Annotated in this window: 19 protein-coding genes; 9 read left to right on the top strand and 10 right to left on the bottom strand. The window is 67.3% G+C overall.

What is annotated here, in order from left to right; all coding sequences use genetic code 11:
* Positions 1 to 159: 159 nt before the first annotated feature.
* Positions 160 to 1,542, bottom strand: a complete 1,383-nt coding sequence (locus tag D578_RS0112755) for an HDOD domain-containing protein (RefSeq protein WP_018950329.1) — start codon at positions 1,540 to 1,542, stop codon at positions 160 to 162.
* A gap of 113 nt (positions 1,543 to 1,655) precedes the next feature.
* On the opposite strand from D578_RS0112755, the gene motA reads away from it, so the two are divergent.
* The 4 genes from motA to D578_RS16090 all read left to right on the top strand — a co-directional run bounded on the left by motA (position 1,656) and on the right by D578_RS16090 (position 4,851).
* Positions 1,656 to 2,510, top strand: coding sequence for a flagellar motor stator protein MotA (motA, locus tag D578_RS0112750; protein ID WP_018950328.1), 855 nt, complete (start codon positions 1,656 to 1,658; stop codon positions 2,508 to 2,510).
* A 19-nt stretch (positions 2,511 to 2,529) separates the two neighbouring features.
* Positions 2,530 to 3,483, top strand: coding sequence for a flagellar motor protein MotB (motB, locus tag D578_RS0112745; RefSeq protein WP_018950327.1), 954 nt, complete (start codon positions 2,530 to 2,532; stop codon positions 3,481 to 3,483).
* Between the two features lies 1 nt (position 3,484).
* Positions 3,485 to 4,543 carry a GTP-binding protein gene (locus tag D578_RS0112740; RefSeq protein ID WP_018950326.1) on the top strand — a complete coding sequence of 353 codons (1,059 nt, stop codon included), beginning with the start codon at positions 3,485 to 3,487 and terminating at the stop codon, positions 4,541 to 4,543.
* A 161-nt stretch (positions 4,544 to 4,704) separates the two neighbouring features.
* Positions 4,705 to 4,851: a hypothetical protein gene (locus tag D578_RS16090; RefSeq protein WP_018950325.1), complete on the top strand. Its 147-nt coding sequence runs from the start codon at positions 4,705 to 4,707 to the stop codon at positions 4,849 to 4,851.
* A gap of 122 nt (positions 4,852 to 4,973) precedes the next feature.
* Here D578_RS16090 and D578_RS0112730 read toward each other — a convergent pair whose 3' ends face one another.
* From D578_RS0112730 to D578_RS0112710, 5 genes are all read right to left on the bottom strand, one after another.
* Positions 4,974 to 5,762, bottom strand: a complete 789-nt coding sequence (locus D578_RS0112730; RefSeq protein WP_018950324.1) for a sulfite exporter TauE/SafE family protein — start codon at positions 5,760 to 5,762, stop codon at positions 4,974 to 4,976.
* An 18-nt stretch (positions 5,763 to 5,780) separates the two neighbouring features.
* The gene (locus tag D578_RS0112725) at positions 5,781 to 6,761 is read right to left on the bottom strand and encodes a M14 family metallopeptidase (RefSeq protein WP_018950323.1); all 981 of its coding nucleotides are present in this window, start codon (positions 6,759 to 6,761) and stop codon (positions 5,781 to 5,783) included.
* Positions 6,762 to 6,845: 84 nt separating this feature from the next.
* Complete coding sequence (locus D578_RS0112720; RefSeq protein ID WP_018950322.1) at positions 6,846 to 10,751, bottom strand: EAL domain-containing protein; 3,906 nt, start codon at positions 10,749 to 10,751, stop codon at positions 6,846 to 6,848.
* Positions 10,752 to 10,783: 32 nt separating this feature from the next.
* Positions 10,784 to 11,218: a response regulator gene (locus tag D578_RS0112715; RefSeq protein ID WP_018950321.1), complete on the bottom strand. Its 435-nt coding sequence runs from the start codon at positions 11,216 to 11,218 to the stop codon at positions 10,784 to 10,786.
* Positions 11,215 to 13,302, bottom strand: a complete 2,088-nt coding sequence (locus tag D578_RS0112710; protein ID WP_026289339.1) for a PAS domain S-box protein — start codon at positions 13,300 to 13,302, stop codon at positions 11,215 to 11,217. Before D578_RS0112710 ends, D578_RS0112715 begins: the two co-directional genes overlap by 4 nt.
* A 242-nt stretch (positions 13,303 to 13,544) precedes the next feature.
* Between D578_RS0112710 and hisI the strand changes: the two genes are divergently transcribed.
* The 5 genes from hisI to D578_RS0112685 all read left to right on the top strand — a co-directional run bounded on the left by hisI (position 13,545) and on the right by D578_RS0112685 (position 19,079).
* A complete protein-coding gene (gene hisI / locus D578_RS0112705; protein WP_018950319.1) occupies positions 13,545 to 13,985 on the top strand; it encodes a phosphoribosyl-AMP cyclohydrolase in 441 nt (146 codons plus the stop codon).
* The gene (gene cysS / locus D578_RS0112700) at positions 13,982 to 15,394 is read left to right on the top strand and encodes a cysteine--tRNA ligase (protein WP_018950318.1); all 1,413 of its coding nucleotides are present in this window, start codon (positions 13,982 to 13,984) and stop codon (positions 15,392 to 15,394) included. The genes hisI and cysS overlap by 4 nt, the downstream gene beginning before the upstream one ends.
* Positions 15,395 to 15,396: 2 nt before the next feature.
* Entirely contained in the window at positions 15,397 to 16,044 is a 648-nt protein-coding gene (locus D578_RS0112695; RefSeq protein ID WP_026289338.1) for a DUF1007 family protein, read from the top strand.
* 66 nt (positions 16,045 to 16,110) lie between these two features.
* Positions 16,111 to 17,187 (top strand): nickel/cobalt transporter, encoded by a 1,077-nt coding sequence (locus D578_RS0112690; RefSeq protein ID WP_018950316.1) that lies wholly within the window; start codon positions 16,111 to 16,113, stop codon positions 17,185 to 17,187.
* An 89-nt stretch (positions 17,188 to 17,276) separates the two neighbouring features.
* The gene (locus D578_RS0112685) at positions 17,277 to 19,079 is read left to right on the top strand and encodes a long-chain fatty acid--CoA ligase (RefSeq protein WP_018950315.1); all 1,803 of its coding nucleotides are present in this window, start codon (positions 17,277 to 17,279) and stop codon (positions 19,077 to 19,079) included.
* A gap of 124 nt (positions 19,080 to 19,203) precedes the next feature.
* Here D578_RS0112685 and D578_RS0112680 read toward each other — a convergent pair whose 3' ends face one another.
* The 4 genes from D578_RS0112680 to D578_RS0112665 all read right to left on the bottom strand — a co-directional run bounded on the left by D578_RS0112680 (position 19,204) and on the right by D578_RS0112665 (position 22,129).
* Entirely contained in the window at positions 19,204 to 19,674 is a 471-nt protein-coding gene (locus D578_RS0112680; protein WP_018950314.1) for a DsrE/DsrF/DrsH-like family protein, read from the bottom strand.
* A 100-nt stretch (positions 19,675 to 19,774) separates the two neighbouring features.
* Entirely contained in the window at positions 19,775 to 19,918 is a 144-nt protein-coding gene (locus D578_RS16085) for a hypothetical protein (RefSeq protein WP_018950313.1), read from the bottom strand.
* Positions 19,919 to 20,014: 96 nt separating this feature from the next.
* On the bottom strand, positions 20,015 to 21,580 hold the full coding sequence (locus D578_RS0112670) for a dynamin family protein (RefSeq protein WP_018950312.1): 1,566 nt from the start codon (positions 21,578 to 21,580) through the stop codon (positions 20,015 to 20,017).
* Between the two features lie 27 nt (positions 21,581 to 21,607).
* Positions 21,608 to 22,129, bottom strand: a complete 522-nt coding sequence (locus D578_RS0112665) for a hypothetical protein (RefSeq protein ID WP_018950311.1) — start codon at positions 22,127 to 22,129, stop codon at positions 21,608 to 21,610.
* Between the last annotated feature and the right edge of the window lie 40 nt (positions 22,130 to 22,169).

Below are 22,169 nucleotides of genomic sequence, written 5' to 3'. Positions count from 1 at the left end.
CTTATTCTTGTGTGTCGAACAGGACGTGTCCGACAACCAAAACTCGCGCGTGTCGTTCGCTGCGACCCGCGCTCTCGAGGATTATCCCCGGCGGATACATCCGCTCTTACGCAGGTATCGACCCGGACGCCCCAAACTTGAACCGCACCCGGCGGCGGCCTACCGGAGTTCAACGGGCCGCGACGCCGCGGCCAGCACACGCCGAAAGCCCTCGAAGGCGAACGGGGTCAGCTCCAGGTCACGCGAACGCCGGTCGGCGTAGACCAGGCCCAGCACTCGTTCGCCGTCGCACAGGCGCGCGACGAGACAGTCGGCCCCGCCGGTCAGCTTGCGTACAGCCGGGGGCATCTGCTCATGGATGCGCTTGCGGTCCCACCACTGCGGCGTGTCATTTTCCAGGACCTGCGCCAACGGCCCGAGCGCCGCACGGTTGATCACAAAGTGACTGAACTCCGGCTCGTGCAGCGTGCCGACCAGGTGCTCGGCACGCAGTGTCTCGCCATCCCGGGACAGACGGGCGAAAACCACCCGGTTCAGGCCCACACCGAACTGCATCACCCGCAGCATCCGCCGTACGCGCACCTCGCGGTTTTCCTCTTTCTCGAGCGCGCCAATTCCCTCTTCCAGCAGGTCGGCCCGCGGCATCAGGGCCAGGCGCGGCCGATGTGGCTCGCGCAACCAGACCCGCCCGGGTGTCTGCGGATCCAGCGGTTCACGATGGTAGACCGCGACATCCTCGTTGAAACGCTCGATCACCGCGCTGATCCGGTCCGCGGCCTCCTTGTCGGTCACACCCATCAACCCGGCCAGCAGCCCGAGGTCGCGGTCGCCGCGCGCGGTATCCATGCCGCGGAATACCTGCCAGGCCACGGCGCTCGCGACCATCACCTCGAAGGCCCGGTGATGCGCCGCATTCACCGCCCGCAGCGTCCCCTGCACCAGTTCCGGCAGCTCCATTTGTTCCGCCATCGCACGCGACAGGTCGTCCGTTGCGTACCCCAGCGCCGTGTAACTGGCCTCGTCCGGCAGGGCATTCAGCTCGAGGATCTCCAGCAGCCGGGACAGACGCGGCTCGCCCTCCACCAGCAGGGCGAGCAGGCCGAGCTGGTTCAACAAGGCGGCCAGGGCCAGCTCGCCCGGTTCGGTATCGTGCCGCGCGCGCGCGATCTCGATCGCGATCATTGCCGCCAACCGCGATTGCGCCGCCATCTCGCGATAGGCCTGCGGCTGAGTGACGACGTCCTCGACGCGCGGGGCTGCGGCGGCCTCCTGATGGACGTTCTGCAACCCCAGCATGGCAATCGCATCCCCCACCGCATGCACTTCCTGGCGCAGGCCGCGGCGCGAACGGTTCGCACGCAGAATCAGGCGCAGGCTCAGGCCGGGGTCGCGTTCGGCGTAGCGCGCCAGCTCGCGCAGCGAGCGTTCGACCAGGGCGTCGGGGTCGGCAAACACCGCATCGCTCGCCTCGAGGATCGGCCATTCCACGGCCGTCAGGCGTGCGGCTTCGTCCATATAGGGCGCGTCCTTGTCCAGGGACATGCTGTACCTCGCGCAGGGGAGTCGTTATGGTTATGCCCGTCACTATAGCAACTGCGGCACTGTGAACCGGCCCGCAGAATCATCATTCGAGCCAACATCCCGGAACCCCATCAGTGAAGTACATTCTCGGCTTATTCATTGTGACCGGCGGTGTGTTCGGCGGTTTCGTGCTGCATGGCGGCAACATCATGGTGATGTGGCAGCCGTACGAGTACATGATCATCGGCGGCGCGGCCCTGGGATCCTTTCTGATCGCCAACCCCTTCCGCGTGGTCATTACCGTCCTCAAGTCGCTTCCCCAGCTGCTGAAAGGCGGCGCCAAGTATTCGCGCGATGACTACCTCGATCTTCTGGCGCTGATGTACAAACTGTTCACCAAGGCCCGCAAGGAAGGCCTGATGGGGATCGAGGGCGACGTCGAGGAGCCCCAGGAGAGCGCCCTGTTCCAGGCCCATCCCCGGGTACTCAAGGACCATCACGCCGTCGAGTTCATCACTGACTACATGCGCCTGATCATCTCCGGCTCGATGAATCCGCACGAACTGGACGCCCTGATGGACGTCGATCTGGAAACCCACCACGAGGAATCCGAACGCCCCAGCCACGCGGTGAACCGCGTGGCGGACGCCCTGCCCGGCTTCGGTATCGTGGCCGCGGTTCTGGGCATCGTGAACACCATGGGCGCGCTCGGCGGCTCAATCGAACAAATTGGCATGAACGTGGCGGCGGCCCTGGTCGGGTCCTTCCTCGGCATCCTGCTGGCCTACGGCTTCGTCGGTCCGACCGCCGCCGCCCTGGAGGCCCGCTCCCAGGAAGAGGCCAAGTTCCTGCAGTGCATCAAGGCCTGCATCCTCGCCAATGTTCAGGGGTACAGCCCGCAAGTGGCCGTTGAGTTCGGGCGCAAGACCATGGAAAGCGAGATGCGTCCCGGCTTCGCCGAACTCGAGGAGCACGTGAAGGCGGCCTGAGGCCGCCCGGACCGCACCCATGGGCGTCGAGGACAAGACCCAGCCGATCATCGTCAAGAAGAAGGTCATCAAGGCCGGCCATCATGGCGGCTCGTGGAAGGTCGCCTTTGCCGACTTCGCGACCGCCATGATGGCCTTCTTCCTGCTCTTGTGGCTGATAGCCGCCATGGAGGCCGAAGAGCTTGCCGGTTTGTCCGAGTACTTTCAGAACCCATCTGCCTTCGAAGGCAGTGCACCCGTCCCCGGACAGGCACCCGGCGACGGCACCGGAGTGGACCCGTCAATTATCGATTTCGAGGGCCTTCCAGAACTGATGGAGGACCCCGAATCCGTTGCACCTCCCAGCGGCATCGACGACGAAACCCTGGACGACCTGGCCGAGGCGCGCGACCGCGAGGCGCTCGAGACCCTGCAGCGGGCCCTGGAGGAAGCGGTCGAACAAAGCCAGGCGCTGGAGCCCTTCAAGGACCAGTTGCTACTGGACATCACGCCCGAGGGCCTGCGCATCCAGATCATCGATCGCGAAAACCGACCGATGTTCGGCAGTGCCAGCGCGCGGCCCCTCGAGCACGCCGACGCGATCCTGCGCGAACTGGCCAGCCTGATCAACAAGGTCCCCAACCGCGTCTCGATCACCGGCCACACCGACGCACGCCCGCTGCTGCGCCCGGACTACACCAACTGGGAACTCTCGGCCGACCGTGCCAACGCGGCCCGCCGTGCGCTGATCGCCGGCGGCACCGACCCCGAACAGATCGCACAGGTGGTCGGTCTGGCAGCCAGCGTGCCCTTCAACCGCGAAAACCCGGAGGCGGCCCTCAATCGCCGTATCTCCATAATCGTCATGTCCCAGCAGGCCGACGAGGCCATGCGCCAGAGCCTGGAAAGCGATGGCGTGCGCCCCGATGATGCCCTGGGACCCGCAGACGACGACACCGACGCACCGCCCACGCAACCGGACGACCCCACCTGAAATGACCCAGCACCGTGACATCCCGCTGAACCTGATCACCGGCTTTCTCGGCGTCGGCAAGACCACCGCCATCCGCCACCTGCTCGCGCAGCGGCCGGAAGGCGAGCACTGGGCCGTACTGGTCAACGAGTTTGGCGAGATCGGCGTGGATGGCGGGCTGCTGGCGGATACCGGCGTGGCCCTGGAGGAGATCCCCGGCGGCTGCCTGTGCTGCGTCTCGGCGCAGATGTTCACCGTCGGGCTCAACCGGCTGATCCGTAGCCAGAAACCCGACCGCATCCTGATCGAGCCGACCGGTCTCGGGCACCCGGCGCAGATCATCCGCACCCTGACCGAACCGCCCTATGCCGGCGTCCTCGATCTGCGCGCCACCGTGACCCTGATGGACGCCCGCCATCTGGCCTCGCCCCGCCACCGCGAACACCCGACCTGGCAGGACCAGATCGCCCTGGCCGATGTGCTCCTGGCCAACAAGGCCGACCTCTACGGCGAGGACGACCGCGAGGCGCTGCATGCCTTCGTCGCCGCAATGCCCTCGCCGCGACCCCTGGTAGTGGAAACCACCCAGGGGCGCATCGAACGCGACTGGCTGGATCGACCCCGGCTGGAGCGTGGCGACGCCCTGTTCCCCGAGGCCCGCGCCTTCCTCGAGGCCACGACCGAATCCGCGGACCCCGGGCATGATCATGCCCACGCCCACGCTCATGGACATGACCACGATCACCCTGCTCCCGCGACGGACGAATGGGTCACCATCGACACCCGCGGCGACGGCTACATCGGTCGCAGCTGGCTGATGCCCGAGGGGCAGATCGTAGACCACGCAACCCTCGCAGGCCTGGTCGACGGATTTACCGGCGACCGGCTGAAAGGGCTGGTGGAGACCGACCAGGGCTGGCAACGCATCAACCGGGTCGCCGGTCACGGCGGGCTGGAGGCCATGGACCCGCCAGACCCCTTACTGCGCCCCCGCATCGAGGCCATCCTGCCGGAATCCGATACCACCGCCCTGGACGCCCTCGCCAAGGCATTCGAAGCCGCACACACCCCGAACACCTGACCCAGCACCCGGCGCCAATCGACGCCTCGTAGGATGTGTTGAGCGAAGCGAAACGCATCAGAACGCACGCCACAGCAAAAGACGCCACGCCGACCGATGCGTTTCGCTTCGCTCAACACATCCTACAAGACCGACCAGGGCTGACACGCCGCATCAACCGCGTGGACGGCCACGACGGGCTCGAGCCGATGGACGCCCCGGACACGCCACGGCGCCCCCGCATCGAGGCCATCCTGCCGGAATCCGATACCTCCGCCCTGGACACCCTCGCCCAGACGCTCGAAGCCACACACACTCCGAACATCTGACCCACCACCCGGTGCCAATCGACGCCTCGTAGGATGCGTTGAGCCCCGCGAAACGCATCAGGACGCACGCTACAGGGAAAGACGCCACCCCGAACGATGCGTTTCGCTTCGCTCAACACATCCTACAAGTCAGGCGACGCGAGCCAGGCGGGATCGAGGAAAAACAAGAGGGTAATCACCGCGCCGATCAGGGTGACGGCATGACGATAGCCGGCCTCCGGCATGCGCCGCACCAGGGCGATGCCAAGCCGCGCGCCCAGGATCGCACCGGCCCCGACGGCCAGCAGCCCGGTCGCCACCACCTGGCCGCCCGCGATGTAGACTCCCACCGCCATCAGGGTCAGCACCGAGGAGAGCAGGTTCTTCACCACATTGGCCCGCGCGAGATGGGTGATCCCCTGGCCACGCAGGATGGCCAGCAGCAGGATGCCGACCCCACCGTTGAAATAGCCGCCGTAGGCACAGCCCAAGCCGGCCCCCAACACCCGCAGCGGCCCCGAATGCGTCCGCGCGGCCTGGTGCTGTAACCAAGGGCCCAGCGCAAACAGCACCGTGGCCAGCAACAACAGCCAGGGAATCAGGGCGCGGAACCGGGCATCCCCGGTCAGCAACAGCACGGACGCCCCCAGGGCCCCGCCCAGCGCCCCCGCCAGCAGCAGGCCCCAGGCCAGCCCCCGGCCCAGCTCCTGCCACGCCCCGCGTAACTGCCGCCGATCCGCCAGCACGCTGGCCAGATAGCCAGGCAGCAGCGCCGCGGTCCCGGTCGCATTCGCGGCCACCGGCGGCACGCCAACGCTCATCAGGGCCGGCAAGGTCAGGAAGCTGCCGCCACCGGCCACGGCATTCAGCAGGCCGGCGAAGAATCCGGCGGCGAGAAGCAGCAGCGCAACGCCGGAGGGCGCAAAGTCCATACCGCGCGGTGTCCAGACTCAGACGACCTTGCGGTCACTAAACTCGGCGCGGTAGAACCACTCGTTGCCCGGCAAGGAACTGGGGTTGGGAAACACGATGAAGCCCGGCTCCGGGGCACGCACCTCGGTGCCGTCGGCACGGGTGCCGATCAGCTCGCCGGCCTCCAGCGGGTCGAAGCTCTTCCACTCCCGTGCAAAGCGGTCGTCCGGGTGGTCGCGGTCGATCACCTCGACCAGACGCAGCACCTCCGGACTGGCCTGGCCCGCGGTGGCCGGGGCCTCCAGCATGTCCAGATGCGCCAGGGTGTTGCGGATCGCGTTGTACGCCACCTCCGGCGCCTGCGGGTCGTCATGCTGGCCACATTCCAGGGTCACGCCGTAGCCGCCCTGCGAACGCATGTACTCGGTGGTGCCGATGCCGTAGCTGGGGTCGGTACTGAGCATTTGTGCGCGCTGGCTGGCGTTCGGGTTCTTCATCCGTCGCGCGACCCCGCGGGCGTAGGTATCCAGCCAGCCCTCGACCATGCGCTGCGGCCCCAGGCAGGCCGCCAGCGCCTGTTCCTCGACCGCCTGCGTGAAGCCTTCCAGCTCGCCGTCGTTGTCGCGCGGGCCGAGCATGATGAACGGCTGCCCACCGGTGTGGAACGAGTGCAGATCCAGCAGCACGTCATGCGCCGCCAGCAGCGGGCACAGCACGTTGGCGATGCGATCCTCGAAGTCCTGCGGGTCATCCGTCACGCGCAGATTGCGGTTCAGGTTGCGCTCGCCCATGCGGCTTTCCAGCTGATAGGCCAGCGGGTTGGTGCGCGGCACCAGCGTCAGCTGCCCGCGCAGCAGGCGCTGCTGACCCGACTCCAGCTCCGCGTGCAGGCGTTCGGTGGCCTGGGTGCCACAGGTCTCGTTGCCGTGCACCGCCCCCAGCACGATCAGACGCGGGCCCGGCTCCAGGCCGTGGAAGGTGATCGAACGCAACACAGACGGATGGGACGAATCGGACATCGGGACAGCTCCGGGCAATGAGTCACTGGGGAAACACGGGGCAAAGGCTACCGGAGCCACCCATGTGACGCCACGGGAACACACTCAGGCGGACGGTAAACCCGCATGCTCCATCATCCAGGCGTCCAACGCCTCGATCTCCAGCGGCCGGCTATAGAAATAGCCCTGGCCCAGGGCGCAGCCACGCTCCTGCAGGAAGGCCGCCTGCTCCGCCGTCTCCACGCCTTCGGCGATCACCCGCATATTCAGGTTGCGGCCCATCGCGATGATGGTGGCGGCGATCTCGCGGTCGGCGCTCTCGCTGGCAACACCATCCACGAAGCTGCGGTCGATCTTCAGGACATCCAGCGGATAGGTCCGCAAGGCCGCCAGCGAGGAATACCCGGTCCCGAAGTCGTCAATGGCCAGCTGCACCCCCAGCTCCTTCAGGGCCACCAGCCGTGCAATCGCCTGCTCGCCCTGCTGCATGATCGCGGTCTCGGTGATCTCCAGCTCCAGCTGGGCGGCCGGGAAGCCGGTCAGCGCCAGGATCTCCGCCACGCGATTGACGAAGTCGCTGCGCTGCAGCTGCACCGGGGACAGGTTGACCGCCAGACCGAAATCTCCGGCGCCGCGGTCCAGCAAACGGCGCCCGGCATCGCAGGCCTCGCGCAACACCCACTCGCCCAGCGCGACGATCAACCCGGTGTCCTCGGCAATCGGGATAAAGCGATCCGGCGGGATCATCTCCCCCTGTTCCGGCTGCCAGCGCAGCAACGCCTCCATGCCGAAGGGCTGCCCGTCCTCCAGCCGTACCTGTGGCTGAAAATGCAGCCGCAGCTCTCCGTTGTCGTTCTGCAGGGCATGGCGCAGGCGGTTCTCCAGTTCCAGGCGCTCGTCAGCCGCGCGTGTCAGGGCCTGGGTATAGACACTCCAGGTCTGCCGCCCGGAGGCCTTGGCCTGGTACATCGCCGCATCCGCGTGCTGGATCAGCGCAGTCACAGTGTCGCCATGCTCGGGGTAGAGACTGATGCCGATGCTGCCATTCAGATAGACCGAACGCCCGTCCTCCAGCGTAAAGGGGCGCTCGAAGCTTGCCAGCAAACTGCGGGCGCAGCGCGCGACCTGATCGTCACTGTCCGGATTCTCCGCCACAATCAGAAATTCGTCGCCACCCAGCCGACCCAGCACATGGGCAGGCCCCAGCGCCCCGCGCAGACGCCGCGCGACCTCCACCAGCACCTGGTCACCCGCCGGGTGTCCCATGGAGTCGTTCACGTTCTTGAACCGGTCCAGATCGAGATTCAGCACCGCAATGCGGTGCCCATGCATGCGGGCGCGATCCAGCGCCTGCCCCAGCATCACCTGTAGCTGGCTGCGATTGGGCAGGTCGGTCAGGGCGTCGTACTGCGCCAGGTACTGCAGCTCTTCCTCCGAGCGGCGCAGTGCGGACATGTCGGTCAGCACCCCGGCATAGTGCAGGGCCTCGCCCTGCTCGTCGTAGACGGTGTTCAGGCTCAGCCACTGCGGGGCCACCTCGCCATTGCGTCGGCGGTTCCAGATCTCGCCCTGCCAGTGGCCCTCGCGCTGCAGGCTGTCCCACATGCGCTTGAAGAACTCGGCATCGTGGCGACCGGACTGCAGAAAGCTCGGGTTGCGCCCCATGGCCTCGCCCTCGGAGAAGCCGGTGATATCGACGAAGGCCGGATTCACCGCGACGATCCGCGGGGTCAGGTCGGTGATGATGATGCCGTCGCGGGTACTCTCGAATACCGCCGCCATGCGCCGCAGGCCCAGCAAGGCCTGGCGCCGCTCCATTGCGGCCCCCAGGCTGGAGGCGACGATGCGCGCCAGGCTCTGGTCCGCGTCGGTCCAGCGCTGCGCGCGCTGCACCCGGTCGAGCGCGAGAAACCCGCGGTACTCGCCCTCCACATACAGGGGCACCAGCAGCACGGCCTGGCTCTGCGAGGCCTCCAGGATCTCGCGTTCCTCATCCGGCAGCTCGCGGGTCAGTACATCCACCGCGCCGCCGCCCTGCAGGATCTCGTGCCAGCGCGGCAGGACGGATTCCAGGCTCAGATTGCGCAGCGGCGGCGGGCGGATCGGCTCCTCGGTATCCGTGCGCACCCAGTAGTAGCGGTGGATATCCAGGGCCTCGCGCACCGCGTGGTCCAGCTCGGCCACCAGCACATAGGCCCGGTCGGCGCCAGCCTCCTGCCCCAGCTCGGCCAGCAGCCGGTGGATCACGCTGGCGGGGTTATCCTCGCGCAACAGTTCCACGGTCAGCTCGGCGGCGGTCCGCAACGCGCGCTCGCGATCGCCCAGTGCCTGCGAGACGCGCAGCTTCTGCACCGCCAGCCCCGCGATCTGCGTGAACTCGTCGATCAGCACCTGTTCGCCGGGGTAGGGTCCGCGTGACGTGCCGAGATAAATGCCCAGAGTGCCCAGCACGCCGCCGTCGGCATCCCGGAAGGGGAACGACCAGCAGGCGCCAAAGCCCGCCCCACGCACGAGATCGCGGAACCCGGCCCAGTTCGGGTGCGTCCCGCAGTCCTCGATGATCATCGGCTCGCCGCCCCACGCGGCCTCGCCGCAGGAGGCCATCCCCTGCGCAGCGCGGATCCGGCGGGTCGCACTGCGCAGCGGGTCCGGAAGCCGCGGAGCCGCCACGCCGTACAGTTCCTGGCTGTCGGCATCCAGCAGCATGATGCAACCGTGCAGGTCGGGGGCCAGCGACTCCAGGCCCTTGACCACATCCTCCAGCAGGCGCGGATCCCGTTCGCCGGTTGCCAGCCGCGCCAGCACATTCCCACGCACTTCCTGGACGCGCTGGTCCAGCACCCGCCGGGTCACATCCACCAGACTCCCGGACAGGCCTGTGGCTCGGCCCGTCGCATCCAGATTGACCTGGCCGCGTAAATCCAGCCAGCACAGCGAGCCGTCCGCCGTGCGCAGGCGGATCTCGGCCTCCAGCCGGCCATCCTCGGCCTCCGCCGCGCGGGACAGCAGCCGTGCCGCCATTCCGCGGTCCTCCAGCGGCATGAACGACAGCATCTCCTCACCGATCGCGGATTCCACCGAATGGCCGGTGATGGCCGTCCAGGCCGGATTGAGGAAGCGCCAGCAACCGGCGGCATCGGTCTCGAAGACGATATCGCCAGCGCGTTCAATCACCTCGCGGTAGCGCCGCTCGGAGGCCGCCAGCGCAGCGCGTTCCCGGCGCAACCGCGCACGCGCATGCACCTGGTCCAGCAGCATCGGCAGGGTCTTCAGATAGCCCTCGTGCTTGACCGTGTAATCCTCCACGCCCATACGCAGGGCACGCGCAGCGAGTTCCTCGGTGCCCTGCCCGGTCACCAGGATGGTCGGCAAGTCCAGGCCGCGGTCCTCGCGCACCCGACGCGCCAGCTCGAGACCGTCGATCCCGGGCAACCGGTAGTCCACCAGCAACAGGTCGAAGCCCAGGTCCCCGGCGGCACTCTCCGGCAGCGCCGCCAGGGCCTCCTCGGCGGTGTGCACCGCCGCCAGCTGCACATGCGGGGCCGTGTGCGCCAGTTCGCGACAGGTCAGGCCGACATCGAATTCGCTGTGCTCGACATACAGCACCCGCAGCGGCTCGCGCGCCTCGGTCACGCGCAGATCGCGCCGGGAACGGGCATCCACCACCCGCCCCGGGAGGCGCTCCAGGTAGCCATCGGCCTTGGTCAGGTAGTCATCGGCACCGGCGCGAAACGCCGCCACCACCGTTTCCTGTTCGCCGTGCCCGGTGAGCACCAGCACGGCCTCGCCGCGACGCGCGGCGTGCAGCTCGCTGAGCAACTCGAGACCGCTGCCATCCGGCAGACGCAGATCCACCACCACACAGTCGAAGACATCCGCCCCGGTCAGCGCCGCTCGCGCCTCGGCCAGGGAACCCGCCGGGGACACGTCAGCGCCCGGCACCTGGCGCTCCAGGGCCCGGCGCTGCAGATCGGCATCTGCCGAATTATCTTCTACGAGCAGGATTCGCATGGGGTCTCGGGTTGCAAGGGCGGGCGACGGCTTCAAACCGGCGGGTGGTTGAGCAGGCACCAATACAGTTTGACCTGCTCGGCAACGTCCAGGAACTTGGCGAAGCCCAACGGCTTCACAATGTAGGAGTTGGCGCCGCAGTCATAGGCAGTGGCGATGTCACGGTCCTCGCTGGAGGAGGTCAGCATCACCACCGGAATGCGCCGGAAGCGTTCGTGCGCGCGGATGCGCCGGAGCACCTCCAGTCCGTCCACCTTGGGCAGCTCGATATCCAGCAGGATCACCGCCGGTGGCGCGAGTTCGCCGCGCTCCCAGCGATCGAGGAACTCCAGGGCCTCCACACCATCGCGCGCGACCGTCAGCGGGTTGGAGAGGGTTCTCCGCTCGAAGGCACGCCGCACCAGATCGATATCCACCGGGTTGTCCTCCACCACCAGGATGGAGGGCTGACGGCCGGCGTTGCTCATCGCGGGAACTCCACGTGGAAGGCGGCCCCCTCGCCCGGCGTGCCCTCGGCGCGGATCTCGCCGCGCAGGCGCTTGACTGCTCGCCGCACCAGGGCCAGGCCGACACCGGTCCCGGGATAGGCCTCGGCACGGTTCAGGCGCTGGAAGATATCGAAGATGCGATCCCGAAACACCATGTCAAAACCGATCCCGTTATCCCGCACCGTTATCCCGAGTGTAGCGCTGCGAGATTCGGCCTGCACCGTTACTCGCGGGGCCTCGCGCTCGGCACTGAATTTGAACGCGTTTTCCAGGAGGTTGCGCAGGATCAGGGCGACGCCATCCGGATCGCTGACGAAGCAGAGATCGGGGTCGATCTCGATACTCACCTCGGCGCGCTCGCGCAGTCCCGGATCCACCGACTTCAGCACCTCCTCCACCAGCGCGCGCACGCGGACGGTGCGCTCCTCCAGCGGCCGACGCTCCATGCGCGAGTAGGCCAGAAGATCCGAGATCAGGTCGTTCATCTGCGCCACGCCATTGCGGATATTGCTTAGGAAAGTGCGGCCCTCACCCTCCAGCTGCTCGCCGTAGTCCGCCTCCAGCAACTGGCTGTAGCCCTCGATTCCGCGCAGGGGTGCCTTCAGGTCGTGGGAGACCGCATAGGAAAACGATTCCAGTTCCTGATTCAGCGCCTGCAGGGCCGCCGTGCGTTCCGCCACCCGCTGTTCGAGCGTGGCGTTCAGATTGCGCAGTTCCAGTTCGTTGCGCTTGAGTTCGGTCACCTCCAGCACCGTGCCCTGTACGTAATGCAGGCCGTCGGCGCGCTCGATCGGCGCCTCCATGGTGAGACCGAACCAGGCCTCCTCGCGCACCTCGGGCCGGGCCTTCAGGAGCAACCGCTGGGGCCCGGGCCGGCCGCCGGCGATCAGGGTCTCCATCGCCTCGGAGAAGCTCGCCCCGTCCTCGGACTCGAGGTCGAAGAAATTGCGGGCAAAGGACTCCAGCGTCGGCGTGCCGTAGGGGGCATCGCAACCCAGCAGCCCGTACAACCGATCCGACCACCACAGCTCACGGGTCTCCAGCAGGTACTCCCAGCTCCCCAGCCCCGCGTGACGCTCCGCCTGGCTCAGGCGATCCACCTGACGGGCCAGGGCGGCCTCCGCCTGCTTGCGCGCCTCGATATTGCGCAGCGTCACCAGCAGCAGCTTCTCTCCGGCGATCTGGGTGACCTGCAGGTTGGCCTCCACCCAGAACCCGTGGCCGTCACGGTGCCGTGCGCGCCACTCGAACACCAGCCGTTCGCCGCGCCGGGCGCGCTCGATCAGGGCCTTCTGGCGCTGTACGTCGAATCCGGTCTCGTCCGCGCTAAGATCGTCCACGCTGCGGGCCAGCAGCTCGGCGCGGCTGTAGCCGTACATCTGCTCGGCCGCGACGTTCACCCCAATCAGGGCCTCGGTATCCAGGTCTTGCAGCAGGATTGCCTCCTGAACGTTGTCGAAGATCGCACGGAAGCGCATCTCGGAATCGCGCAGGTCCTGCTCGGCGCGCCGACGTTCGGTCACGTCCAGCAGCAGGCCATTGATGCGGGTCACCTGCCCGGACTCGTCACGGGTCAGCCACGTCCGGTCTTCCACCCAGACCCAGCCGCCCGACCCGTCCTTCAGGCGATACTGCTGGGTGTAACGGTCCGGGCCGCGCTCGATGTGCGCGGTGACCTCGGCGACGATGCGGTCGATATCGTCGGGGTGGATCAGGTCGGCGTAGTGCACCTCGCCGCGCAGCAGGGCATGGCGGTCGCCCCCCCAGCGCTCGATGTTCGGGGAGACAAAAGAGACCGGCCAGCCCGGGGTGGAGGCCCACTCGATGGCCACCACCGGGGAACGTTCGACAATCTCGGTGAGCCGGCGCGCCTCGCGCGAGAGGCGGTCGCGTGCCTTCAGGGGGAAATACACCAGCAGGAACAGGATGAGGGCCTTCACCGCCACGTAGCCCCAGCCCTTGAGGGCCTGCAGCTGGCCCAGCAGGGCGACGTCGTCGACCATCAGCAGAAGGGCCCGGTCGGACAGGGCGACCCAGAGTAGCCCGATGACCAGATACAGCACGGCGATGAGCAACGCAGTGCGCCCCGCGCTGGGTCTCCAGCTGCCCTTGTTGCCTCCCGCCATGCCATTCCTCCGACCGCCATGGAGACGCGGCCGGCATTCCCTGCCCGCCATCTGTCCTGTCTCGAGCATCGACCACCCGTGGCACAAGCGCAACCCGAGGCAGGCGGGGCCGGTTTGCGGGCTTCGGAGCGCGGTTCGAAAATGCTATTCTTTGCCGCTCCCGCAAGCGGACCCCAGCGATGTTCAAGCAACTCGAAGGCGAGCCCCGTGGCGAGCGCCACCCGACCCCCGAAGTCCTGGAGCGCCTGAAGCTCAACGCCGACGGCCTGATCCCCGCGATCGCCCAACAGCACGATACCGGCGAGGTCCTGATGCTGGCGTGGATGAACCGCGAGGCCCTGGACGAGACCCTGGCGACCGGACGCGTGTGCTACTACTCGCGCTCGCGCCAGGCGTTGTGGCGCAAGGGCGAGCAGTCCGGGCAGGTGCAACAGCTGCATTCCCTGCACCTGGACTGTGACGGCGACACTCTTCTGCTGAAGGTCGACCAGACCGGACCCGCCTGCCACACCGGACGGCGCAGCTGCTTCTACCTCCAGGTCGCACAAGACACCGTCGTGGTTACCAGCGATCCCGAGATCGCCCCCGAGACGCTGTACGGCAAGGACACCGGTCAATGAGCGCGGCCCGGACCCTCACCCTGCACAACACCCTGGGCGGGCGCGACGAGCCGTTCGTGCCACAGGACCCCGAGCGCGTCACCCTCTACGTCTGCGGCCCCACCGTGTACAACCGCGTGCACCTCGGCAACGGCCGGCCGGTGGTGGTGTTCGACGTGCTGTTCCGCGTACTGCGCGAGCTCTACGGCCCGGATCACGTGGTCTACGCCCGCAACATCACCGACGTCGACGACAAGATCAACAAGGCCGCCGCCGACAACGGCGAGCCCATTGGCGTACTCACCGAGCGCTTCACCCGGGCCTTCCACGACGACATCGCCGAACTGGGCACGCTGGAACCCACCCTCGAGCCGCGCGCGACCGAACACATCCAGCCGATGATCGAGCTGATCGAGCGCCTGATCGAACGCGGCCACGCCTACGTGGCCGACGATCACGTGTTGTTCGACGTGACCTCCTACCCCGACTATGGCGCGCTGTCCGGACGCTCGCTGGACGACATGCAGGCCGGCGCCCGGGTCGAGGTCGCCGCCTACAAGCGCCACCCCGGCGACTTCGTACTGTGGAAGCCGGCGGCCGCGGCCGAGCCCGGCTGGGACAGCCCCTGGGGCACCGGCCGCCCCGGCTGGCACCTGGAATGCACCGCGATGATCCGCAGCCACCTGGGCCCGATGATCGACATCCACGGCGGCGGCCACGACCTGGTGTTCCCGCATCACGAAAACGAGATCGCCCAGGGCTGCGCGGCCGAGGGCTGCCACGAGCACGGCACGCATTACGCCCGTTACTGGGTGCACAACGGCCACCTGACCATCGACGGCGAGAAGATGTCCAAGTCGCTGGGCAACTTCCGGCTGCTGAACGACCTGCTCCAGCACTACCCCGGCGAGGTCCTGCGCCTGGCGCTGCTGTCGCGCCACTACCGCGCGCCGCTGAACTTCTCGGAAGAGACCCTGACCCAGTCGCGCAACAATCTGAATGGCCTGTACCGCGTACTGCGCGATGTGGCCGACATCGAGGCCGACGACATTGCAGCCGCCGACACGCCAGTGTTCACAGCGTTGCTGGACGACCTGAACACCCCCGCCGCGATCACCGCGCTGCACCGCATGAGCGACGCCCTGGCGGCGGCATCCGACGCTGGCGAGCACGCCCGGCGCAAGGGTGAACTGCTGGCTGGCGCCGCCCTGCTGGGCCTGCTGCAGCAGGACCCGGCCGCGTGGTTCCAGGGCGACGCCGGGGACGATGACCTGGCCGCCTGGGTGGAGGAGCGCATCGCTGCACGCAAGGCCGCGCGCCAGGAGCGCGACTTCGCCGCGGCGGATGCCATCCGCGACGAACTCGTCGCGCACGGCATCGAGCTGGAAGACACGCCGGACGGCACGCGCTGGCAGCGCGCCACCGGATGACGATGGGCCTTCGACCTTGGCTCGTGCGGCTGCTAGTGGTGCTGAGCCTGCTCTTCCCGGCCGGCGCGCTGGCGCACCCGCATGCGTGGATCGACCTGCGCATGGGGCTGGTCTTCGACGATGCCGGCGAACTGGTGAGCATGGAGCAATCCTGGCGCATCGACCCGACCTACAGCCACATGCTGCTGGAAGACCTGACCCGGGACCTCGACGGTGCCACCGGCATCGACGCGGCGCTGGAACACGCCGCCGAACGCATGCTCGGAAACCTGGCTGCCTACGACTACTTCACCGAACTGAACCTGGGAGACGAGCGCCTGGACGTGCCGCAGGCCCGCAACGCGCGTCTGACCCTGGAGGACCGGCGCCTGCACCTGCGCTTCGAGCTGCCGCTGGACGAGCACGACATCACCGCCAGTGACGCCTTCACCTACCGGGTCTTCGATCCGGAGTACTGGATCGAGATCCGGCACGACCCGGACGACATCGTCTTCGTGGAGAACCGACCCGGTTGCGAGGTCGCCGTCACCGAGCCCCGACCCGACCCGCAGCTGATCCGCTACGCCGCCACCCTGGAACGTTCGGACCGCAGCCCGGTCAACGACCTGGGACGTCACTTCGCGGAGACCGCCACGCTGGAATGCGACTGATCTTGCCGACTCACCACCGGACGCCGCGCACACCACACCGCACTCAGAGTGTTATACAGTAACGCCATGCGCACCGACCAACACCTGTTCCGACGACATTCCCTCCACCTGCTTCGGGGACTTCTGTTGCTAGCCCTGATGTTTGGCGGTGCCGGACTCGTGCAGGCCGAGACCGGCCACCCGTTGGGTGCTGCCCCTACCGAGGCGCCAGCCGACCGCGACGCGCCGGCCAGCGGCAATCAGGCGCCGACCCCGCTGGTTGAACCCCCGGGCCATCTGGAACGCCTGACCGGCTGGATGCTGCAGACCCAGCGACAGTTGCACCGCAGCCTGACCGAGGGCCTGCATGCCCTGCGCGACGGCCCGACCGCCCAGACCGCCGGGGCGCTCATCCTGGTCAGCCTGCTCTACGGGATCTTCCACGCCGCCGGCCCGGGCCACGGCAAGGCGGTGATCAGCGCCTACCTGCTCACGCAGCCGCAGAACCTGCGGCGCGGCATCCTGCTGTCCACCGTCTCCGCGCTGGCGCAGGGCGTCACCGCCATCGCCCTGGTCGGGGTGCTGATCGGCCTGTTCGGCTGGCTGGCCCGCGACACCCTGGGCCAAGTGCGCACCCTGGAGATCGCCAGCTTCGCCCTGGTCGCGCTGCTCGGGCTGTGGCTGATGGTTCGCGCCCTGCGCCATGCCTGGCGGCTGCATTGCGCGCACCGCGCCCAAGCCCACGATCACGATCATTCGCACGAACACGACGCGCACTGCGGCTGCGGCACCCCGCACCACGTGGATCCCAACCAGCGTGGTACCTGGTGGGGCACGGTGCTGGCCGTCGGCATCCGCCCCTGTTCCGGCGCCGTGCTGATCATGGCGGTCTCCACCGCCCTGGGCCTGGCCTGGGCGGGCGTGGCCGCCGTGCTGGCGATGTCGCTGGGCACGGCGGCGACGGTCTCGGTGCTGGCGACCCTCGCCGTCTCCGCGCGTGACTGGACCCGCCGCTGGCTGGGCCCGACGCGCATGGGCCGACTCACCTACATCGGCCCGTCCCTGGGCCTGGCCGGGGGCGGCGTGATCGCCCTGATCGGTCTCAGCCTGGTCCTCGGCGCGATCGCCTACCAACCCGTCGCTCACCCGCTGGGGATTCGCTAGGCAGACGACGCCTCCCCGGGGCCGAGCTTGCCCCGGATGGACACGTCCTCTAACGTCCGGGACATCGGAACCCAGCGCGCGAGGCCCTCATGTCGTCGACCACTATCACCCCGGAGCAGGCCCCCACCCTGCCGGCGCTGTTCCGCACCCGTGTGTCCATGAGTCGGGATGCCCCGGCCTATCGCCACTTCAGCGCCGCCGACGAAACATGGAAGCAGACCACCTGGGGCGAAATGGCCGCGATGGTGGATCGCTGGCAGGCCGCGCTGGCCCGGGAAGGCTTCAAGCCCGGGGAACGCGTCGCGCTGATGCTCGGCAACTCGCGCGAATGGGTGGCCCTCGACCAGGCCGCCACCGAGCTGGGCCTGATCACCGTGCCGCTGTACACCGACGACCGCCCCGACAACGTCGCCTACATTATCGGCCAGACCCAGGCGCGCCTGCTCCTGCTGGGGGAGAGCGTGCACAACCGCCGCCTGTCCGAACACTTCGAGAACATGCCCTCGCTCAAGCGCATCGTCTGCCTGGGCCACACCGAAGGCGAGCCCGACGACCCGCGGGTGCTGAACATCGACACCTGGCTGGAGCGCGGCGACCCCGACCGCGTGCACCGCCCGGACCTGGACCCGCTAGCCCTGGCGACCATCGTGTTTACCTCCGGCACCACGGGCCGGCCCAAGGGTGTGATGCTGTCGCACCGCAACATCCTCGACAACGCCAGCGCCTCCTCCAGCGCCGGGCCACTGTCGGATGCCGACCGCTTCCTGTCCTTCCTGCCGCTGTCGCACATGATGGAGCGCACGGGCGGCTACTACATGCCCATGCTGGTCGGCGCCGAGGTCGCCTTCGCGCGCTCCATCCAGGGTCTGGGCGAAGACCTGATGTCCGTGCAGCCCACCGTGCTGATCTCGGTACCGCGCATCTACGAACGCGTGCATGGCCGCATCCAGGCCGGCCTGAAGCAGAAATCCGCCATCGGCCGCGGCCTGTTCAAGGCCACGGTGACCATCGGCTGGCGCCGCTTCGAGTACCAGCAGGGCCGCGCGTCCTGGTCCCCCGGATTCCTGCTGTGGCCACTGCTGGAGCGCATCGTCGCGCACAAGGTGCTGGACCGCCTGGGCGGCAAGCTGCGCTTCGCCGTTTGCGGGGGCGCCCCGCTGCCGCCGCCGATTGGGCGTTTCTTCATCGGCCTGGGCCTGCCGGTGCTGCATGGCTACGGCATGACCGAAGCCAGCCCGGTGGTCAGCCTGAACACCCCGGACGACAACCTGCCCGCCTCCATTGGCAAACCCCTGCCGGGTATCGAGGTGAAGATCGGCGAGATGGACGAGCTGCTTACCCGTTCCAGCAGCGTGATGCTCGGCTACTGGAAAAACAAGGAAGCGACCGAGAACACGATCGACGAAGATCGCTGGCTGCATAGCGGGGACCAGGCCAGAATCGACGACGATGGCCGCATCTTCATCACCGGACGCCTGAAGGATATCCTCGTACTGACCAACGGCGAGAAGGTCCCGCCGGCGGACATGGAGATGGCCATCGCCCTGGATGCCCTGTTCGATCAGGTCATGGTGGTCGGCGACAGCCACGCCTTCCTGACCGCCCTGGTCGTCCCCGAACCCGAGGCCTGGGCGACCTTCGCCGAGGACCACGACCTCGACCCCAGTGCCGCCGGACGCCTGTCGCGCGCCACCGAGCGCGCCCTGCTCCAGCGCATGCAGTACCAGCTACGCGACTTTCCCGGCTACGCCAGGATCCGCCACGTACACGTGGTGCACGAACCCTGGTCAGTGGACAACGGCATGCTGACCCCGACCATGAAGCTCAAGCGCCCGGTCATTACCAAGCACTACGCCAACGCCATCGAGGCCATGTACGCCGGCCACGACTGATCTTTTCGCTTCTTATCCACCACGAAACGGCCTTTGACCCGCCGGAAATAACCTCCAAAAACGAAAAAGGCCCCGCAGCGCGATGCTGCGGGGCCTTGATGGGCGCGCCTGGCGCGCCGCCGGTTCAGATGAACAGGCAGATATCGGACTCGCCGGCGAACTCGAAGAACGCGGCCGCCCCGGCGTATTCCACGTCGTCGATGAATTCGCTGGTGTCCATGTCGAACAGGTCCACCGTCATCTGGCAGGCGATCATGCGTACCTCGGCCTCAATGCACAGATCGCGCAGGTCGCCCAGATCGGAGACGCCCTTCGCCGCCATCTTTTTCTTCATCATCACGGTCATCATCTTCTGCATACCCGGCAGGGCCTGCAGCAGCACCGGCATGGGCATCGGCATCGGCATGCCCGGATTGCCCAGCGAGGTCACCTGAAGATCCAGCTTCTTGCGCAGCAGCTGCAGGCCGTAGAAGGTAAAGAACACCTCGCAGTCGTAGCCCAGGGCGGCCGCCGTGGAGGCCAGGATGAAGGGCGGATAACCCCAGTCCAGGCTACCCTTCGTGGCAATGATGGCCATCTTCTTTTGATCACTCATTTCTACTTTCTCCTCCAGTGGTAACAGGAACCGGATCCGCCACAGCCCCCTGCGCGCAATCCGTCCCCAGTTGGTTAAAGCCCGTGGGTTGGCCGGCCTACTACTCCGACGCCTGACGCCCCCTGCGCCAGTCGCGGATCAGTGCACAACCGGCACAAACCCCCAGCGCCGCCATGCTGGCCCATACCGAGATGGGCACCAGGATCATGGCCAGCGCGAACATAAGCCACGCCAGTATGGTCATCGTTCTCCTCCTGCACAACGTTTGCGGCCGGTAACCGCGCCCGTTGATCGTGCTGGTTGCTGCGAGCCGGCGCAGGAGGAGGCACCATGCCTACCCCTAGCGCTTCTCCGGCGCCTCCGGCTCGGCGTAATCGCGGGGCGCATCCGTGCCCGGCGTCGGATCGGGGGCCGGGGATTCCGGCTCCTTCGGGTCGTAGACATCGGTGGCCGAGGCCCGCCCACCCTGGCGCGAGACCGGGCTGGCATCCACGAACTGGTTGTTCAGGCGCTGGATATAAGCCTCGGCGCGGTCGCGCAGCTGATGCAGGCGGCCGATCATGCGCCGCCCCAGACCCAGCGGTGCACGCCCCATCATCGGGCGCCAGGGCCGCGTGTTCTTCTCGAAGGCCGCGCGCCAGTTACCGGCGGGGGTCTCGGTCGGCAGCGTCCGTGCGATACGGCGCGCCAGCCAGCGGCGATTGAAGAAGTGAATCCCGCCGAGCACGATCGCCAGCACCACGATGCCGAACACCGTCAGCAGCGGGCGGTCGCCCATGGACTGCCAGACGCTGCCATCGGTCCACGGGGCAACGCCACCGGTCCACTGATAGCCAATCAGACCCAGGATCACCGCGACGACCGCGAACATCCCGGCGTCGAACTGCACGACACGGCGGCGCCAGCGCTCGAGCGCACGTTGCAGCGCCGGCATGACGTCCATCTCGATGGATTCGGCGATCGCCTGCAGCGAGCCAAGGATCCGGTAGGAACGCGAGGAACTGATCTCCTGGATCTTGGCGTGGATCTCCTGGCGGTCGCGCCGGGATTTTTCCTCGTAGCGGGCGCGCACCTGCGGGTCGCCGATCTCGACCGCCGCACTCTCGTTGTACAGGCAGTAGAAACGCCCGGTGGCATTGCCCTGGCGCACCACCGCACGCTGCCAGGCCGACACGACCTCTTCCAGGTTGTCCTCGCGCCAGGTGGTGTCGATCTGGTTGAGGATGAACACCAGCTTGGTGAAGTCGTTGCGCTCGGCCACGCGATTGACCAGGTGTTCCAGGGTGTCGCGCATCGCACCCGGTTCCGGGTGGCGGGCATCGAAGAACACCAGCACCAGGTCGGACAGATCAATGATGTGGTCGGTCAGCTGCAGGATCGTCGCGCGCTGCTCGTCGGCGTCGAACCCGGGAGAGTCGATGATGATGCGCCCGCGCAGCTGCTCCGAGCGCGCGGTCTTCATCGCCAGGAAATGATCCACCGTACGCCCGCCGCCGTCGGTGATCCGCTCGATCTCGTCGGATACGCGGTAGAACGGGAAGCGCGGATCGCCGTCCAGCGCGAGCCCGGGCAGCTCCTGCACGTGCTCGCTGCCGCCGTAGCTGATCACGGTGAACTTGTCGTCTACCGCCTGCGAACCGCTGCGCTGCACAGTCATGCCCACGTATTCGTTGATGAAGGTGGACTTGCCAGCGGAGAACGTCCCCAGCATGGCGATCATCGGCCACCAGGAGATGGTGAAGGCGTAGGAATCTTCGGTGGGATCCAGCAGACCGGCCGCATAACCGACCCGGTCCAGATCACGGAAGGGGTCGACCACCCCTTTCAGGACCGGATTCTCTTCGGCAAGGCGGTCGCTGAGCAGCTTGAGCTGCTTGCGTACCCGAGGGCCTGGACGATTGAACATGCGGACTCCGTCAGTCGAAAAACGTGATCAGCGCGGGTAATACGGCCCCGGCGAACCCCGGACCGGACCGCTCTGATCGGTGAATGGGTTGAACATGTTCATCATACCCATGGGCGCCCCCACATTGCGATTCAGACTCCACATGTCCTGTTGCATGCCCGTGATCGCGCCAGCCATCACGCTGGTATCGCGCGTCATCGAGCCGATGTTGGCGTCCATCGAGTGCGTATTTCCCGCGATCGCCGCGACTTCCTCGTTCATGACCCGCATGGTGTTGTTGATGTCGGTCATCTGGTGGTCCATCGAGGCCATGTGCCCGGCGATGGTGGACATGTCGCGGTCCACCACCCGCGTCATCTGGGCGATCTCCTGGGTCAGCTGACTAACGTCCCGAGTCAGGCTCGTGATCAGCCAGAAGCCATAGATGGCCAGAACCACGAAGGCCAGGAGGGCAGCGTACACAATCAGCTCCACACGCCGCGAGCGGGCATCCGCCTTGTCCGCCTCGTCGCGGACCTCGTTGAAATCACTGTTACTCTCGTCACTCATTGAACGCCCTTTGTCGATGCATGGAAACGGGTTCGATGCC

The organism is Thioalkalivibrio sp. ALMg11 (genome assembly GCF_000377905.1).
GTDB lineage: Bacteria > Pseudomonadota > Gammaproteobacteria > Ectothiorhodospirales > Ectothiorhodospiraceae > Thioalkalivibrio.
This window is presented reverse-complemented; position numbering and strand designations above follow the sequence as displayed.

Coding starts and splice junctions, on each gene's coding strand:
- D578_RS0112685 (WP_018950315.1), top strand. CDS start 17,277: ATGTCGTCGACCACTATCACCCCGGAGCAGGCCCCCACCCTGCCGGCG.
- D578_RS0112715 (WP_018950321.1), bottom strand. CDS start 11,218: ATGAGCAACGCCGGCCGTCAGCCCTCCATCCTGGTGGTGGAGGACAAC.
- D578_RS0112690 (WP_018950316.1), top strand. CDS start 16,111: ATGCGCACCGACCAACACCTGTTCCGACGACATTCCCTCCACCTGCTT.
- D578_RS0112740 (WP_018950326.1), top strand. CDS start 3,485: ATGACCCAGCACCGTGACATCCCGCTGAACCTGATCACCGGCTTTCTC.
- cysS (WP_018950318.1), top strand. CDS start 13,982: ATGAGCGCGGCCCGGACCCTCACCCTGCACAACACCCTGGGCGGGCGC.
- D578_RS0112755 (WP_018950329.1), bottom strand. CDS start 1,542: ATGTCCCTGGACAAGGACGCGCCCTATATGGACGAAGCCGCACGCCTG.
- hisI (WP_018950319.1), top strand. CDS start 13,545: ATGTTCAAGCAACTCGAAGGCGAGCCCCGTGGCGAGCGCCACCCGACC.
- D578_RS0112680 (WP_018950314.1), bottom strand. CDS start 19,674: ATGAGTGATCAAAAGAAGATGGCCATCATTGCCACGAAGGGTAGCCTG.
- D578_RS0112670 (WP_018950312.1), bottom strand. CDS start 21,580: ATGTTCAATCGTCCAGGCCCTCGGGTACGCAAGCAGCTCAAGCTGCTC.
- D578_RS0112725 (WP_018950323.1), bottom strand. CDS start 6,761: ATGTCCGATTCGTCCCATCCGTCTGTGTTGCGTTCGATCACCTTCCAC.
- D578_RS0112665 (WP_018950311.1), bottom strand. CDS start 22,129: ATGAGTGACGAGAGTAACAGTGATTTCAACGAGGTCCGCGACGAGGCG.
- motB (WP_018950327.1), top strand. CDS start 2,530: ATGGGCGTCGAGGACAAGACCCAGCCGATCATCGTCAAGAAGAAGGTC.
- D578_RS0112720 (WP_018950322.1), bottom strand. CDS start 10,751: ATGCGAATCCTGCTCGTAGAAGATAATTCGGCAGATGCCGATCTGCAG.
- D578_RS0112730 (WP_018950324.1), bottom strand. CDS start 5,762: ATGGACTTTGCGCCCTCCGGCGTTGCGCTGCTGCTTCTCGCCGCCGGA.
- D578_RS0112695 (WP_026289338.1), top strand. CDS start 15,397: ATGGGCCTTCGACCTTGGCTCGTGCGGCTGCTAGTGGTGCTGAGCCTG.
- D578_RS16085 (WP_018950313.1), bottom strand. CDS start 19,918: ATGACCATACTGGCGTGGCTTATGTTCGCGCTGGCCATGATCCTGGTG.